Genomic DNA, 14,336 nt, shown 5'->3' on the forward strand with positions numbered 1-14,336 from the left:
GATAAACTCCGATCCTCCCCTGTAGCGAAGCGTACGGGAGAGGTGCCGGCGCGAAGTCGCCGGCGGAGGGGGCAAAACCGCCCCTACCGCCGCTTGGCATTCCCCATCATGCCGCGAATCAGCGAACCGGCGATGGCAATGCCGATCGAACGAATGATCGGCACGGCGACCGACGTCACCGTCTTGGTCATCTGGGCCGCGGCCTTTTCCTTCGCCTTCTGCTCAGCCAGCCGCTCACGCTCTTCCAGTTTGGCCTGTTGCGCAGCAGCCTTGGCGGCTTCCTTTTCAGCGGCGGAAGGCGGAGGCGGCGGCGCATCCGCCTGCGCCTGGGCAAGCTTCGCGCTCAGGATTTCATAGGCCGACTCACGGTCTTTCACCGTATCGTAAACCCCCGCCACCGGCGACTTGGCCATGATATCGGCGCGCTCGGCATCGCTGGCCGGTCCCATGCGCGAGGCCGGCGGACGGATCATCGCCCGGTCGCAGATATTGGGGATGCCCTTGATGTCGAGCAGCGACACCAGTGCCTCACCCGTGCCCAGTTGCTGGAGCACTTCGATCGTCTTGAAGGCCGGATTCTCGCGGAAGGAATCCGCCGCCGCCTTCAGGCCCTTCTGTTCGGAAGGCGTGTAGGCGCGCAGGGCGTGCTGGACACGGTTACCGAGCTGCCCCAGCACCGTATCGGGGATATCGGCCGGATTCTGGGTGATGAAATAGATGCCGACGCCCTTGGAACGGATCAGGCGGACGACCTGCTCGATCTTTTGCAGCAGGGCCGGTGACGCCTCATTAAACAGCAGGTGCGCCTCGTCGAAGAAGAAGACGAGACGCGGCTTTTCCGGATCGCCGACTTCCGGCAGTTCCTCGAACAGTTCCGACATCAGCCACAGCAGGAAGGTCGAATAGAGCTTCGGATTCTGCATCAGCCGATCGGAGGCCAGAATATTGACATAGCCCTTGCCGGAAATATTCGTCCGCATCAGGTCTTCCAGGCGCAGGGCCGGTTCGCCAAAGAAATGGGCCGCGCCCTGGTTTTCCAGGGTCAGCAGGTTGCGCAGGATGGTGGCCACGGTGGTCGGGGAAATCTGGCCGTAGGTCTGGCTCAGGTCCTTGGCATTATCCGAAATATGGTTGAGCATGGCGCGCAGATCGTTGAGATCGAGCAACAGCAGGCCCTCTTTGTCCGCTACGGCGAAGGCGATATTCAAAACGCCCTCCTGTACGTCATTCAGTTCCAGCAGGCGCGCCAGCAGCAGCGGCCCCATCTCGGAAATGGTGGCGCGGATCGGATGGCCCTTCTGACCGTACAGATCCCAGAAGATGACCGGCGCGGCGGCGGGCTGGAGATCGAGGTTCATGGATTTGGCGCGGTCCAGCACCTTGTCATTAAACTGGCCTGGCTGCGAAATGCCCGACAGGTCGCCCTTGATATCGGCGGCGAAGACCGGCACGCCGGCATCGGAAAAGGCCTGGGCCAGGATCTGGAGCGTGATCGTCTTGCCGGTGCCGGTGGCACCGGCCACGATGCCGTGGCGATTGGCGCGGCCATAGAGCAATATTTCCGGCTGGGTGGCCTGCCCGACAAAAGCACCTGTAGAATCCGCCATGATCTTGCTCCTCTGTAAGATGACCTGTTTTTACCGCACTGCCGGGCTTGGCGCCAGTAAGGGCCGCAAGCGTTTGGTGAGATATCGCCGCGCCGGCATTTCGAGATAGTGGAAACTGAGCCACCCCAATCCGCTGGCCAGCGCCATGAAGATCAGCAGACTTAAGGGCGAACCGAACAGGGCCAGTCTCACGGCCGGAGACAGGCCCGACAGCCCCAGCATGATCGTCAGTTGCAGCGGAAAATGGATCAGATAGACCGAATAGCTGATGTCGCCGATCCAGGAAATGCGGTGCAGGCTGTCCCGGCTCAACCACTTCACCCGCCAGTGCCCCTGCATCAACCCCAGGGCCAGCAGGCTCAGCGGCAGGACGACATAAAGAAATACCGGCACGCTCAGCCAGGTGCCCATAAGGCCCGGCTCCATCAGCACATTGACCGGCCGAAAGCCACGCACATAGCTGATAATCCAGGCCACCGGCAGGATCACACATAGCCACAGCATCACCCGCCGTCGCCAGGTTTCATGCCGGCTCAATAACTGGACCGCATAATAGATCAGCCCGCCCTGAAAGAAGCTCGGCACGCCGCGCACGAAATCGACCGTCGGATCGCTCATCAGCCGCAGGATCGCCCCGGCCACAAACAGCCCGCCAAGCACCCAGGGCCGGTTCCAGCCGAAAAAGCAGATGAGGAAAAACAGCGCGTAGAGAAAGACCTCGACCGAGATCGACCAGGCCGGCCCGTTAAAGGACTGCACCGCATAGGGCACCCATTGCTGCACCATGAAGAGGTTCAGCACGAAATTCAACGGGGTGTCCTGGCGGTAGATGAAGTCATCGCCCGGATAAAGCGCCTGAAGCGCCACCACGACCAGAAGGGTCACGATATAGAGCGGATAGAGGCGGCTGAACCGCGCCACGAAAAATGCCCACGCGCCGGTATGCCGGCTGGCAATCGCTTCGGCATAGAGCCAGAAAAAGACATAGCCCGATATGGCGAAGAACAGTTCCACAAAGAACTGGCCATAGAGATAGAGCGGCATGAAAATGGCGCTCAGCGGCATATGGGCATAGTCAAAACCGGCCGCATCGCTGATCAGCAGGAAGTGCTTGTAGTGGAAAAACACCACCACCAGGGCCGCCACGCCGCGCAGGATATCCAGCTCGTAGAAGCGGGCCTTGTGCGGATGGAGTGCGGCGTCTGACAAGAGCGGTTCAGGCCATCATTCTAGGTTTGGCGTTCGACGCTGTAGACGGCGAGATTTTCCAAAGCGCTCCGCCACGGGCCGGCCTCGAATATTTCAAGCGATGCGCGCGCCTTGTCGGCATAGGTGCGCGCCACGGAGCGGGCCGCATCCAGCGCACCGGAAGAAACCATCAGCCCCTGAGCCCGCTGGAAATCGCCATCTGCCTGCTCACGCCTGCCGATCACACGATCCCAGAAGGCCGCTTCCGCCGGCGTGGCCTGCATGGCCAGGATCAGCGGCAGGGTGGCCTTGCCCTCGGCGAAATCGTCGCCCGCATTCTTGCCGAGATCGGCGGCCGACCCCTGGTAATCGAGGATATCGTCCTGGATCTGGAAGGCGAGGCCGAGATTCATGCCGTAATCGTACAGCGCCTGGATCTTTTCTTCCGAAGCGCCCGAAGCCACGGCGCCGCTTTCCGAGGCCGCGGCGAAAAGGGCGGCCGTCTTCGACGAAATGATCTCGATATAGTCGGCTTGGCTGAGATTGAGGTCGAACGCCTTCATCAGTTGCAGCACTTCGCCCTGCGTAATCACTGCCGAGGCTTTCGACAGGATATCGAGGGCGCGCAAAGAGCCCGTCTCGACCATCAGCTCAAAGGCGCGGGCGAACAGGAAATCACCGACCAGAACGGAGGACGGCGCGCCCCAGATCAGGTGCGCGGCCACCTTGCCGCGACGCAGTTGCGAGGAATCGACCACATCGTCATGCAGGAGCGTGGCGGTATGGATGAACTCGACCGCCGCGGAAAGATTGTAATGATGCGTATTTCCGGTGCCGCACAGGCGTGCCGCCGCCACGCACAGAAGCGGGCGCAGACGCTTGCCGCCGGCCGCGATCAGGTGCGCCGCCAGGGCCGGAATCACCGCCACTTCGGACTGCATCCGCTCGGTGATCAGGGCATTGATATCGACCATGTCCGGATCGCACAGGCTGACCAGCGCTTTCACGTCCGGTTTTGCCGTGGTCTGAACCGCCTCCGGTGCGGGGCGCACAGTGTCGATATTGGCCGAATCCAAAGCTGATACTCCTGAACTTTAACCTTTAGGCCATAAACCGCCTTGACCGCGCAGGCAATGGGCCGCGATACTATTTAGCCACTTTCCGTGTGACAGTTTGCGCGACTGTGGCGCAAAAACGATCAGAAAACGATCTGGAATATGACTGGACACTTAGCAGAAATAAGTCTGCAATCCGACATAAAAACAACCGCGACCCATCTGCTCGGCGGCCGCGTCAAATTGATGCAGCCGAAGACCGGTTATCGCATCGGCATGGATGGCGCCCTGCTGGCGACGGCCTGCGCCAGCCTGCCAAAGGTCAAGACCGCGCTTGAACTGGGCTGCGGCGTCGGCGGCGCGCTTCTGTCACTGAAAATGCGCCGCCCGGCGCTGGCCCTGACCGGCATCGAGCGCGAACCGGACTATGCCGCCCTGGCCCGCAAAAACATTCGCCTCAACGATCTCTCCGACGTGACGATCATCGAAGGCGATATCGGCCAGGGGTACAAAGCCCCCCTATCCTCCCCTGCGTTAGCGGGGGAGGTGGCGGGCGAAGTCCCGCCGGAGGGGGCAAAACACCCTCCCCGCTTTGATCTCGTCTTCTCCAACCCCCCCTATTTCGACGACCCCGCTACCCTGCGCGCGCCGCACGAGGCCAAGCGTCCGGCCTGGATCGCCGATGACGGCCTGAACGCCTGGCTCGATTTTGCCCAAAGCGCCGTCGTCGATCAGGGCCATATCGTCTTTATTCATCGCGCCGACCGGCTGGCGGATATTTTAGGCGGCCTGTCTAAAAAGTGCGGATCATTCGTTATCCGTCCGATCCAGCCCTTCGTCGGCAAGGAGGCCAAACGCGTTCTCGTCCGCGCCCAGCGACTGGGCAAGGCGCCCCTGCGCCTCCTGCCGCCCCTGATCCTGCACGATAATGCCGCGCGCAAGCACACACCGGAAGTCGAATCTATTCTGCGTGGGGAAGCGGAATTGGGCTGGTAAGCCGTCTCGCCCCGGCCATGCTCAAATGCTGGCCATTAAAATAGAGCACACCGGCCGCCGGATCGTACACCCGGCAACGCTGCGCATCACACAGCACATCCGAAGGCCGTAAGGTCGCCAGATTGTGGCTCTGGGAGAAAGCATCGAGCGCGGCAATCGTCTGGCCGTTTTCGCGGTCGTACTGCGCGCGCGACATGCCGACACTTGAAGGATCACGTCCCAACCGCAGGGCCAGCCCCACCTGTGACGGCGGGTCGAAGTCATAAACCGGCACCGGATAGAGCAGCACGACCCGTTTGCCGGCGGCCTGAAGATCGAGTGCACTTAGTTCCAGCCCGCCCATCATGGCGGCGCTGTTTTCCGCGTCATAGCGGCGATAATTGACCGCCAGGATCACCGTTCTGATGTTCGGATCGGATTTCAGGTGCAGCAGCATATCGGCATTATGATCGCGACAGGCGCGGTTATAGGCGATGGTATAACCGACACTTGGCGGACAGGCCGAAGCAGTAATCTGGCGCACATCCTCGCCCTGATCCGCCAGCGCTCTGGCTAATTCGACGCCCTCGCTATCCCCCCACACGGCCACCGATGGCACGGCACCGCCAAGCACACAGGTGTCCCGATAGTCCCGGCGCGCATTCTGGGCGATATGGCAGCGTTTTCGATCCGGGCTGAAGTCGTCAGCAGCAGCAAAGGCGGCGCGTTCGGCGGCATTGAAACGCTGCGGCATTCCCTTGGCGCCAAAAACCAGCAGGGCACTGACAATCGAGATCGTCATGGCAAGGCCCGCCCATAGCCACAGCCGGCGCGGGCGTTTTTCCAGAAACGGCCGCTCGATATAGCGACGCGACAGAGCGGCGAAAACGAAGGCCGCGATCACCGCCGCAAGCGCGATCCACCACGCCTCGCCAAGGACGATCCGTGCGAAAACCAGAAGCGGCCAGTGCCAGAGATAGAGAGAATAGGACATATCACCGGTCCAGACCAGGGGCGGCGCAGCTATCAGTCTGTTGCCCCAGCCATCGGCGGTCAGCAGCAACAACGCCGCCCCCAGGCAAGGCGGCAAGGCCCACAGGCAGGGAAATGGCACGCGATCATTGAGAAAAATCAGGCTGGCGACGAGCAGAAAAATGCCCAGCACTGACAAGAGCCGCTTTATTTTGTCACCCAGGATAAAGCGATCCTGCGCCCAGACGGTCAGAGCCCCGATCAGCAGTTCAAAGGCGCGGGTCATTGGCAGGTAGAAGGCTGCCTCCGGTCGCGTCGTTATCTGGGCTGCGATCAGCGATACCAGGGCCAGGGCCGCCAATACTGGCCACAGAAAGCGCCTCGCAAACCGCCGCAAGGCCAGCAGAAGCAGCGGGAAAACGAGGTAAAACTGTTCCTCGACACCCAGCGACCAGGTATGCAGCAACGGTTTCAGACTGGCCGATGCGTCGAAATAATCCGCCAACCGGGCAAAGGCGAAGTTCGACAGGAACAGCGTGGTGAAAAATTGGCTATAGACCAGTTCGCTCAGCAGCTTGGGCGGCAGGATGATCAGCCCGGCCACCAGAGTGAAGGCCAGCACCGCAAACAGCGCCGGGAACAACCGCCGCACACGCCTCTGGTAAAAATCGCGCAGGCGAAAGGCGCCCGCCTCCATATCCCTCAGCAGAATTTGCGTGATCAGATAACCCGAAATGACAAAGAAGATATCGACGCCGGCAAACCCGCCGGGCAAGGCGGCATGACTGATATGAAACAGCACCACGGCCAGCACGGCAATCCCGCGCAGGCCCTGAATATCGGCGCGTTTCTGCGGGTGCGCGTCAGCCGTCATTCGCCGCCTTCGCCACGCCATCAAGATAACGCTTGGTCGCATCGAGCCGGTTGTCTTTCAGGGCCGCGCGGCGGCCAAGCAGGTCCGGGCTGCCGGCATTATAGTCGGCCATCAGTTGCCGCACGAAATCGCCCGACTGCACATCTTTCAGCACAGCCTGCATGGCCTGCTTGCTGGTTTCGTTGATAATGCGCGGACCGGTCAGGTAGGCGCCGTATTCCGCCGTATTACTGATTTTTTCGAAACCGCCGGACATGCCGAGCTCCCACAGCAGGTCGACCACCAGCTTCAGTTCATAACAGGTCTCGAACCACGCCACCTCCGGCGGATAACCCGCATCGACCAGGGTCTGGAACCCTTCGGTCACCAGATTGCGCGTGCCGCCGCACAGCACAACCTGCTCACCGAAAAGATCGCTCTCGCACTCGTCCTTCATGGTGGTTTCCAGAATGCCCTTGCGGCCGCAACCCAGCGCCGCGGCAAACGACAGCCCCAGCGCTTTCGCGTGTCCGGTCGCATCCTGCTGGACGGCGAACAGGCAGAAGACACCCTCGCCCGCCACATAGATATCACGGATGCGCGGCCCGATGCCCTTGGGCGAGACCAGCAGCACATCGACATCGGCGGGCGGTGTCACCAGTCCGAAATTACAGGAAAGCCCATGCGCGAATATCAGCGCCTGACCGGCGCGCAGGTGCGGATTGATCTCGTCGGCAAAGAGTTTCTGGTGCGCTTCGTCCGAGGTCAGGACGATCAGCACATCGGCCCACTGCACACCTTCGGCTACCGTCACCACCTCAAAACCGTCGGCCTCGGCTTTGGCACGGGTCTTCGAGTCCGGTTTCAGCGCCACCCTGATCTGCGTCACGCCGGAATCGCGGGCATTCAGCGCCTGAGTGCGGCCCTGAGATCCATAGCCGATCACCAGCACCTTGCACGCGCGAATGACGGAGAGATCACAATCGCGGTCATGATAAACGAGCAGTGGCATGGGGAGAACTCGCAAAAGAATCGTACAAGAATGCTTGTTTTAGGCTATTAAGGAAGCCCCCTCCACCCCATTCGGGGTGGCGGCACTACCGCTTCGCTGTTTGAGTGCGGTGGTCCCCCTCCCCCGCTTCGCAGGGGCGGAGAAGAGGAAAGCAGTCAAGTCGTCGTGGAAGTGCCCATGTTTGATCACCCCGAATACCAGTATCTCAATCTTGTCCGTGATATCATGGAGAACGGCGTGGCGCGGGCCGACCGCACCGGCACCGGCACACTGGGGCTGTTCGGCCGGCAGATCCGTTTCGACCTCTCCAAAGGCTTCCCGCTCCTGACCACCAAGAAGGTGCATTTCAAGTCGATTGCGGTGGAGCTTTTGTGGTTCCTGCGCGGCGATACCAATGTCAAATATCTCCACGATCACGGCGTCACCATCTGGGACGAATGGGCCGATGAAAACGGCGACCTGGGCCCCGTCTATGGCAAGCAGTGGCGTTCCTGGGCGGCGCCGGATGGCCGTGTCATCGACCAGATGAAAAACCTCGTCGAGAACCTCAAGACCAATCCCTTTTCGCGCCGCCATGTCATTTCCGCCTGGAACCCGGCCGAGGTCGACGATATGGCCCTGCCGCCCTGCCACTGCCTGTTCCAGTTCTTTGTGGCAGATGGCAAGCTGTCCTGCCAGCTTTACCAGCGCTCGGCGGATATATTCCTGGGCGTGCCGTTCAATATCGCTTCCTATGCCCTGCTGACCCATATGGTGGCGCAGGCGGTCGGCTTAGAGGCGGGTGATTTCGTCCATAGCTTCGGCGATGTCCACCTCTACACCAACCATATGGAGCAGGCGAAGACCCAACTGGAACGCACGCCGTTCGACTTCCCGACCTTGAAAATGGCCCCGAAAACCGACCTGTTCGGCTTTGACTATGCCGATTTCACCATCGAAAACTACCAGTCGCACGGCGCACTGAAGGCGCCTGTCGCCGTATGATCGGAAAAGTCATACTGGCGCTTGTCGTTGCCATGAGCGACAACGGCGTGATCGGGCGTGACGGCGGCCTGCCGTGGCACCTGCGCTCCGACCTGAAGCGTTTCAAGGAAATCACCCAGTTCAAGCCGATCATCATGGGCTCGACCACCTGGGACTCGCTGCCGAAAAAGCCCCTGCCCGGCCGGCTGAACATCGTCCTTAGCCGCGATCCCCGCATGGAGGCTGAGGGCGGTATCATCTGCACCAGCCTGATGGAAGCGCTCGATATTGCCCGCGAACACGCCGCCGATGACGGGGCTGACGAAATCTGCGTGATCGGCGGGGCCAATGTCTATGAACAGACCCTGCCCAAGGCCGACCGGCTCTATGTCAGCCATGTCCATGCCGATGTCGAGGGCGATGCGCACTTCCCCCCCATCGATCCGGCGGTGTGGCAGGTGACCTCGGAGGAGTCGTTCTCGAAGACCGAAAACGATGACCACGATTTTACCCTGCGCGTCTATGATCGGGTGAAAAAGTAAGACGCCCCACCACCACGCCCGAAGACGGGCGCGGTCCCCCTCCCCATCAAAGATGGGGAGGTACGAGAATTTTCTATGCTTCTACCTCCCCAGTTTACTGGGGAGGGGGACCGCACGACGCGCGAAGCGCTAGATGCGGTGGTGGGGCATCTCACTTTCTAAGGAATCCCCGCACCGGCCTTGAGCATATCGCCCAGGCCGAAGCCCTTTTTCTTCTTTTTCTTGTCACCGGCCGGCGCGCTGTCATCCCCCTGATTGCCGCCCATCATACCGGCCATATCCTGGCCCAGCATCCCGCCGGTTGAGGTCTTGTAACGCACCTTGGTTTCCCAGGCGATGTTCCACGGCGTTTTCGGATCGGCCGGGCGCGGCGGATAGCTGAAATTGGCCTCCCCGCCATAGGCCGTAATGCCGTAGATCGCCCCTTGCACGTTCTGCCCTACCTCGGCCGGCACGGTGCAGGTGGTGGTCTCGCCCGGCAAAAGCGCCTTGTTGCCCAGCAGACGGTCGATATCGTTCGGCGTCAGATAGTCCGGCGCCATGCCCATCCAGCCGGTCTGCACCTGGGCCGATGTCCACATCACCATCACCGTCTCGCCATTTTGCTGGCCGCCGCCCATGGCCGTGGCGACGATCCCCTTCGCTCCGGGAATGGCGGTCCAGGTCAGGCGCGTGGCGCCCGTGGCGTCGGTCGCATTGCCGGTGACGTCGATCGGGTCCATGAAGTCCTGCGCCTGGCTCAGGGTGAAATCGATCTGCGGGCTGTAATTGCCCTTCACCGTATGGGCGCCGGCGAGCGATCCTTTAACGTCCTTTGCGCTCTGGCTGTTGGGCCATTCGCCATAGGTCTTGGCTGTCGTTGGCGACGGCGGATGCACCGCATCGAGCGCGATCGGCTTGAACATGGACAGCGCCATGGTCTGACGCTGCGTCGGATCGGCAATCTTCGCCAGATCGATCACCAGCGGCTGGCCGGCCGGGGCGTGTGCGCCACAGCCCCAGAAGATCAGTATCTTGCCCTTGGGCGTTTCGTGATCGGTCGTCTCGCCCGGCGCATAGTCGCGCTTGACCGGCGTGCCCGGCGTATAGCGCAGCGGCAGATTACCGGTGCCCAAACCGGCCGGCGGCAGGTGATCGGCCGCCGCGGCACCGCTGGCTGCCTGACTGGAACCCAGCCGTAAGTAAAGGCTGTGATGGACATTATCCCCGCCGCCCATCATGCCCATGATCGAACTCATGGAAGGCTTGCCGCCGCCGAGTGACATGCCGCTGGTCGTGGCGGTATCCACCCAGTAGCGCGCCACCGGACCGGTAACGACTTGCTTGACGGGCGCCGCCGCCTCAACCGGGCCAAGCCCCACGCCCACCCCGGCCATTACGCATAAAACTGACAGACGCTTTACAGAACGCATAGCCACCTCCGCGCCGATCGGCATTTCCAGTTTGCAATTTCAGAGAATTATCGCAGACTGGATACGCCGGATCGGCGCGGCTGGCAATGTGAAAGAACGCCGTTAGACGAGCGATCCGAGAAGCGCGCGTTCAAAGCCCTTCGCTTCCGTGCCGCGGCCGGCGCGGATCTTTTCCACCCATTCCGGATCGGCCAGAAGCGCGCGCCCAACGGCCACCAGATCAAATTCGCCGGCATCGAGCCGCTTCAGCAGCCCATCGATCGAGGCCGGTTGCGACACCTCGCCGCCGAAAGCCGCGATGAACTCGCCTGACAGCCCGACCGAGCCGACCGTAATCGTCGGCGCGCCGGTGATCTTCTTGGCCCAGCCGGCAAAATTCAGGTCACTGCCCTCGAACTCCGGCTCCCAGAAACGACGTTGCGAGCAGTGCAGGATATCAACGCCGGCATCCAGTAGCGGCGTCAGCCACTCCTCCATTTCGTCCGGCGTTTTGGCGACCTTGGCGTCATAGACCGGCGACTTGAACTGCGACAAACGAATGATGACCGGGAAATCCGGACCGACCGCGGCCCGCGCCGCCTTGACCACCTCGACCGCAAAACGCGTGCGTTCGCCCACCGTAGCGCCGCCCCATTTATCGCTGCGCTTGTTGGTGCCGTCCCAGAAGAATTCGTCGATCAGGTAGCCATGCGCGCCATGCAGTTCGATGGCGTCAAACCCTATCCGCTTCGCATCGCCCGCCGCGCGGCCAAAGGCGGCGATTGCGTCGGCGATATCGGCCTCGCTCATCGGCGCACCGACCGTGCCGCCATTCACACCGATGCCGGAAGGGGAATCCATCGGCGTCGGACGATAATCGGGATTGTTGCCGAACGCCGCGCCCGTATGCCAGATCTGCGGCGCAATCTTGCCGCCCTTGGCATGAACGGCCTCGACGACCCTGGCCCAGCCATCCAGCGCTTCGCCGTAGATATTGGGGATATTGGCTTCGTTCTTGGAGGCCGGACGCTCGATAACCGTGCCTTCGGTCAGGATCAGCCCGACATTGTTTTCGGCGCGACGCTCATAATAATCGGCCACCGCCTGGTTCGGCACACCGCCCGGCGAGAAGTTCCGCGTCATCGGCGCCATGACGATGCGGTTTTGCAGGGTCAGGTTTTTCAGGGTGAAGGGCGAAAACAGGGTATTGAGGGACATGCGGCAACTCCGTAAGCGTATCAGTTGCTGATATGGTTACGGTATGCTGCGGTGCAAGATCACATGGCTCAAGAATGTGCGGCGCCCCCTAATCAGTGACCTTCTTTACGAATTCCGATTTCAGTCCCATCGCCCCGATACCGGGCACCTTGCAATCAATATTATGATCGCTGTCGACCAGGCGGATATTCCTGACCTTGGTGCCGACCTTGATGACATCCGAGGAGCCTTTCAGCTTCAGATCCTTGATGAGGGTGACCGTATCGCCATCCTGCAACACCGCGCCATTCGCATCGCGGACCACGAGGCCGCCCTCATCCGCAGCTTCCGCCGCACCGTCAGCGGTGCGCGGCCATTCATGGGCGCATTCCGGGCAGATCAGAAGTGCCCCATCTTCGTATACATAGGTGGACTGGCATTTGGGGCACGGCGGCATTTCACTCATAACAACACTCACTATTCAGAGGGTGAACAATTCAGGCGGGGCATCACTTCAACGCTTTCAAAACCCGCTCTGCGATATTCTTGAACCGCGTCGCTATATCGCTCTGCGGCGCCAGCGCCGTCACCGGCTTGCCTTCATCGCAGCCCTTGCGCATGGCGGGGTCAAGCGGCACCTCACCCAGGAAAGGCACGTTCAGCACTTCGGCCATGCCTTTCGCGCCGCCCCGGCCGAAAATCTCCATTTCCGAGCCATCCGGCGCCACCAGATAGGCCATGTTCTCGACCACACCCAGCACCGGAATGGCCGTCTTGCCGAACAGGGTGACGGCGCGGCGGGCATCGGCCAAGGCCATTTCCTGCGGCGTCGAGACCACCACCGCCCCGTCGATCAGGGTTTTCTGGGTCAGGGTCAACTGCACATCGCCGGTGCCCGGCGGCAGATCGACCACCAGCACGTCGAGCGGCGCTTCCGCCGTGCCCCAGCGGCTCTGCGTCAGCAATTGCGTCAGGGCCTGCGAGGCCATCGGCCCGCGCCAGATCATCGCCTGATCGGGATCAACCAGGAAACCCACCGAATTGACCTTCAGGCCATAGGCTTCCAGCGGTACCATCAGCTTGTCCGCGCCAAATTCCGGTGGCTGGCGCAGGCCCAGCATGACCGGCGCCGAAGGGCCGTAGATATCGGCATCGAGATAGCCGACGCGTAAACCAAGCTGCGACAGGCCAATGGCCAGCCCCAGCGACACGGTCGACTTGCCGACCCCGCCCTTGCCGGAACCGACGACGATTACCTTCTTCACATGATGCGGCCGCACGCTGGCCACTGGCGCCTTGGGGCGGCTGTCTTCCACTGCGCGTTCGGAAAGCTTGGCGGAGGGCTGCTTTTGCGGCTGCGGATTGGGGGCCAGTTCGGTCGTCAGCACCACCTGCGCCTTGGTTACGCCCTCAAGGCCAGCCAGGCATTTTTCGGCCGCCAGCCGCACCGGGTCATATTGCGTCACCAGATCCTGCGGTACTTCCAGCATGAAACCGACGCGCTCCGGGGAAACGATCAGGCCGCGCACCAGACCGGCATCGCTAAGACCCTGACCGCTCACCGGATCGATGACGGTATTCAGCGCGGCCAGGACGGTTTCCTTGTCAGTCATGGACTATCTTTCAGGGAAGCTTGGTTGTAGAAATCGCGTTCCACATAGGCTCTAAGCGCCGCCAGTTAAAGTCCAAAAGCCTGCATGATGCAAAATGACGCGCCTCTTTACCTGCTGGCCGGCCCGACCGCTTCGGGCAAGTCCGCAAAGGCGCTGGCTTGGGCGGAAAAGACGGGCGGTATCATTCTCAATGCCGACTCGATGCAGCTCTATGCCGATGTGCCGACACTCACCGCCCGGCCGGACGCGGCGGAAGAGGCCCGCGCGCCACACCGGCTGTATGGCCATCTCGATGGCCGCACACTCTGGTCCACCGGCGACTGGCTGCGTGCTGCCCGCCCCTTCATCACCGAAGCGCTGAGCGGCGGTCCGCCCCTGTGCATTGTCGGCGGCACCGGTCTCTATTTCAACGCCCTGGTTCACGGCCTGGCGGAAATCCCGGATATTGACGAGGGCGTGCGCAGCGAAGCACGGGCGGCCTATGACGAAATGGGCGAGGACAAACTGCGCGCCCTGCTTAAAACGCATGACCCACAGGCCGAGGCGCGCATCATGGCCAATGACCAGCAGCGCCTTTCCCGCGCTTACGAGGTCTGGCTGCAAACCGGCCGGTCACTGACCTGGTGGCAGACCCATACCGTGCCGGAACTGGCGCCGGAGACCTACAGGCTCGACATCCTCCATCCCGACCGCGCCTGGCTTTACGAACGCTGCGACCGCCGCCTCCGGATCATGCTCGATCACGGTGCGCTCGATGAGGTCCGCGCCCTGATGGACAAGGGCCTTGAGCCAGACTGGCCGATCATGCGCGTGCTGGGCCTGATGGAGTTTGTGGCCTGTCTGAAAGACGAAACGACGCTGGAAGACGCCCTGACCCTGGCCCGGCAAAAGACGCGCAACTACGCCAAACGGCAATCGACCTGGTTCCGCAACCAGTTCAAACAACCGGGATAAGTCTTCAGCCCCGC

Annotated in this window: 13 protein-coding genes; 4 read left to right on the plus strand and 9 right to left on the minus strand. The window is 61.6% G+C overall.

Annotated elements, in window-relative coordinates; translation table 11 throughout:
- Positions 1-83: 83 nt before the first annotated feature.
- From BLO49_RS06400 to BLO49_RS06410, 3 genes are read right to left on the minus strand one after another with little or no spacing between them, the layout of a single operon-like run.
- The gene (locus tag BLO49_RS06400) at positions 84-1,607 is read right to left on the minus strand and encodes a helicase HerA-like domain-containing protein (protein WP_090645671.1); all 1,524 of its coding nucleotides are present in this window, start codon (positions 1,605-1,607) and stop codon (positions 84-86) included.
- A gap of 30 nt (positions 1,608-1,637) precedes the next feature.
- Positions 1,638-2,816: an acyltransferase family protein gene (locus tag BLO49_RS06405; RefSeq protein WP_090645674.1), complete on the minus strand. Its 1,179-nt coding sequence runs from the start codon at positions 2,814-2,816 to the stop codon at positions 1,638-1,640.
- A gap of 20 nt (positions 2,817-2,836) precedes the next feature.
- Positions 2,837-3,871, minus strand: a complete 1,035-nt coding sequence (locus BLO49_RS06410; protein WP_090645676.1) for a polyprenyl synthetase family protein — start codon at positions 3,869-3,871, stop codon at positions 2,837-2,839.
- Positions 3,872-4,012: 141 nt separating this feature from the next.
- Here BLO49_RS06410 and BLO49_RS06415 point away from each other — a divergent pair, with 141 nt between their 5' ends.
- The gene (locus BLO49_RS06415; protein ID WP_245678881.1) at positions 4,013-4,846 is read left to right on the plus strand and encodes a tRNA1(Val) (adenine(37)-N6)-methyltransferase; all 834 of its coding nucleotides are present in this window, start codon (positions 4,013-4,015) and stop codon (positions 4,844-4,846) included.
- Here BLO49_RS06415 and BLO49_RS06420 read toward each other — a convergent pair.
- Both BLO49_RS06420 and ilvC read right to left on the minus strand, forming a co-directional pair.
- Positions 4,812-6,671: an acyltransferase family protein gene (locus tag BLO49_RS06420; RefSeq protein ID WP_170828219.1), complete on the minus strand. Its 1,860-nt coding sequence runs from the start codon at positions 6,669-6,671 to the stop codon at positions 4,812-4,814. The two genes, BLO49_RS06415 and BLO49_RS06420, sit on opposite strands and share 35 nt — an antisense overlap.
- Positions 6,661-7,662: a ketol-acid reductoisomerase gene (gene ilvC / locus BLO49_RS06425; protein WP_090645684.1), complete on the minus strand. Its 1,002-nt coding sequence runs from the start codon at positions 7,660-7,662 to the stop codon at positions 6,661-6,663. The genes BLO49_RS06420 and ilvC overlap by 11 nt, the downstream gene beginning before the upstream one ends.
- 177 nt (positions 7,663-7,839) lie before the next feature.
- Here ilvC and BLO49_RS06430 point away from each other — a divergent pair, with 177 nt between their 5' ends.
- Both BLO49_RS06430 and BLO49_RS06435 read left to right on the plus strand, forming a co-directional pair.
- A complete protein-coding gene (locus BLO49_RS06430; RefSeq protein WP_090645687.1) occupies positions 7,840-8,646 on the plus strand; it encodes a thymidylate synthase in 807 nt (268 codons plus the stop codon).
- Positions 8,643-9,167, plus strand: coding sequence for a dihydrofolate reductase (locus BLO49_RS06435; protein ID WP_415499573.1), 525 nt, complete (start codon positions 8,643-8,645; stop codon positions 9,165-9,167). The genes BLO49_RS06430 and BLO49_RS06435 overlap by 4 nt, the downstream gene beginning before the upstream one ends.
- A 158-nt stretch (positions 9,168-9,325) precedes the next feature.
- Here BLO49_RS06435 and BLO49_RS06440 read toward each other — a convergent pair whose 3' ends face one another.
- The 4 genes from BLO49_RS06440 to BLO49_RS06455 form a co-directional block, all read right to left on the minus strand.
- Positions 9,326-10,579, minus strand: coding sequence for a hypothetical protein (locus BLO49_RS06440; RefSeq protein ID WP_139159627.1), 1,254 nt, complete (start codon positions 10,577-10,579; stop codon positions 9,326-9,328).
- 102 nt (positions 10,580-10,681) lie between these two features.
- A complete protein-coding gene (locus BLO49_RS06445) occupies positions 10,682-11,776 on the minus strand; it encodes an NADH:flavin oxidoreductase (RefSeq protein WP_090645692.1) in 1,095 nt (364 codons plus the stop codon).
- Between the two features lie 88 nt (positions 11,777-11,864).
- Positions 11,865-12,221, minus strand: a complete 357-nt coding sequence (locus BLO49_RS06450) for a zinc ribbon domain-containing protein YjdM (protein WP_090645694.1) — start codon at positions 12,219-12,221, stop codon at positions 11,865-11,867.
- A gap of 43 nt (positions 12,222-12,264) precedes the next feature.
- Positions 12,265-13,368, minus strand: coding sequence for an Mrp/NBP35 family ATP-binding protein (locus BLO49_RS06455; RefSeq protein ID WP_090645697.1), 1,104 nt, complete (start codon positions 13,366-13,368; stop codon positions 12,265-12,267).
- An 84-nt stretch (positions 13,369-13,452) separates the two neighbouring features.
- Between BLO49_RS06455 and miaA the strand changes: the two genes are divergently transcribed.
- Positions 13,453-14,322 carry a tRNA (adenosine(37)-N6)-dimethylallyltransferase MiaA gene (gene miaA / locus BLO49_RS06460; protein WP_090645700.1) on the plus strand — a complete coding sequence of 290 codons (870 nt, stop codon included), beginning with the start codon at positions 13,453-13,455 and terminating at the stop codon, positions 14,320-14,322.
- Positions 14,323-14,336 lie beyond the last annotated feature (14 nt).

The organism is Asticcacaulis taihuensis (genome assembly GCF_900100255.1).
Taxonomy (GTDB): domain Bacteria; phylum Pseudomonadota; class Alphaproteobacteria; order Caulobacterales; family Caulobacteraceae; genus Asticcacaulis; species Asticcacaulis taihuensis.

Coding starts and splice junctions, on each gene's coding strand:
- miaA (WP_090645700.1), top strand. CDS start 13,453: ATGATGCAAAATGACGCGCCTCTTTACCTGCTGGCCGGCCCGACCGCT.
- BLO49_RS06420 (WP_170828219.1), bottom strand. CDS start 6,671: ATGACGGCTGACGCGCACCCGCAGAAACGCGCCGATATTCAGGGCCTG.
- BLO49_RS06455 (WP_090645697.1), bottom strand. CDS start 13,368: ATGACTGACAAGGAAACCGTCCTGGCCGCGCTGAATACCGTCATCGAT.
- BLO49_RS06450 (WP_090645694.1), bottom strand. CDS start 12,221: ATGAGTGAAATGCCGCCGTGCCCCAAATGCCAGTCCACCTATGTATAC.
- BLO49_RS06415 (WP_245678881.1), top strand. CDS start 4,013: ATGACTGGACACTTAGCAGAAATAAGTCTGCAATCCGACATAAAAACA.
- ilvC (WP_090645684.1), bottom strand. CDS start 7,662: ATGCCACTGCTCGTTTATCATGACCGCGATTGTGATCTCTCCGTCATT.
- BLO49_RS06440 (WP_139159627.1), bottom strand. CDS start 10,579: ATGCGTTCTGTAAAGCGTCTGTCAGTTTTATGCGTAATGGCCGGGGTG.
- BLO49_RS06430 (WP_090645687.1), top strand. CDS start 7,840: ATGTTTGATCACCCCGAATACCAGTATCTCAATCTTGTCCGTGATATC.
- BLO49_RS06445 (WP_090645692.1), bottom strand. CDS start 11,776: ATGTCCCTCAATACCCTGTTTTCGCCCTTCACCCTGAAAAACCTGACC.
- BLO49_RS06400 (WP_090645671.1), bottom strand. CDS start 1,607: ATGGCGGATTCTACAGGTGCTTTTGTCGGGCAGGCCACCCAGCCGGAA.
- BLO49_RS06435 (WP_415499573.1), top strand. CDS start 8,643: ATGATCGGAAAAGTCATACTGGCGCTTGTCGTTGCCATGAGCGACAAC.